Origin of the sequence: Bacillus pseudomycoides DSM 12442 (genome assembly GCF_000161455.1) — a bacterium.
GTDB classification, from domain to species: domain Bacteria; phylum Bacillota; class Bacilli; order Bacillales; family Bacillaceae_G; genus Bacillus_A; species Bacillus_A pseudomycoides.
Window position 1 is genome coordinate 4,914,272 of record NZ_CM000745.1, and the last position, 1,077, is coordinate 4,915,348.

The following is a 1,077-nucleotide window of genomic DNA, read 5'->3' on the forward strand; positions in this document are numbered from 1 at the left end:
TTTTTCAGTTGAGAAGGAGGAATCGCTTTTTCTTTGATTTTGGCTGGCAACATGAACTTACAACCATTTTTATATTCTGTGCACCCGAAAAATGTCTTTCGGTGAAGAATATCCCCTTTTTTACATTCTGGACACTTCCCTAGAGATAGCTCCTCTGTCGTTGGAAACTGAAATTGTACTTTGCCTTCTCGGAATACTAAGTACGCTGAAAACTCTTTCTCACCGGATTTAAAGCCTTTTAAAAGATCCGTTTTCTTACTTTCAAATAGCTTTTTTATTTGTGCTTCAGGAATCGCTTTTTCTTTAATTTTCTTTGGCATACGGATCTCACACTCAGGATAGTTACTGCACCCATAGAAGTTTCCTTTATGAAGGATTTTCCCCTTTTTACATGGGCAACGGCATACTTCAATTTGTTGATTCCAATTCAAAATCATTTCATCTGCCACTTTTTCTTCTGTTTCTCCTAGCTTTGCAACCGTTTCTTTTACAAATGTATTCGTACTCTCCACAAACTCACCGTATGGCATTTCTTTCTTTTCAATCATATGAATCATCCCTTCCATTTCAGCCGTATAAGCTGGATTTTTGATTTCATCTATCGGAAACTTCTCTACAAATGCACGACCAATTTTCGTTGTACGAATTTGGCCATTGGTAACTGTGATATAATTTCGTGCCGCAAGCTTAGGAATAAACGTCTCCTCTGTTGCGACTGTTCCAATCCGCTTTCCTTTCATCAACTCTTTTAAATGGTCATCATCTAACTTGCGACCGGCGGTCTCCATAAACGTTAAAATTGAACTTTCTGTATGGAATGCTGGTTTCTTTGTTTTTGACTGAATGAGGTCATGTTTTACGATTTGGAATGAGTCTCCTTCATATAGGAAAGGGATTTGAAAGCTTTCCACAGACCCTTCTTCTATGTCCTCGTGAAATACGCTTAAAAATCCCTTCTCTTGAAGAACTTTCTCTTTTGTACTGTATATAGTTTCATCTTGATCCATGAACTGTGCTTCACGTACCAAATAAACAGCCGGTGACATAAAGTTCCCTATAAATCGCTTTACAATCAAA

The 1,077-nt window shown here is 37.7% G+C and carries 1 protein-coding gene; it reads right to left on the reverse strand.

Annotation, left to right across the window (positions count from 1 at the left end; genetic code table 11):
• A partial coding sequence (locus BPMYX0001_RS24945; protein WP_033799342.1) for a type IA DNA topoisomerase occupies positions 1 to 1,077 on the reverse strand: 1,077 nt, incomplete at both ends.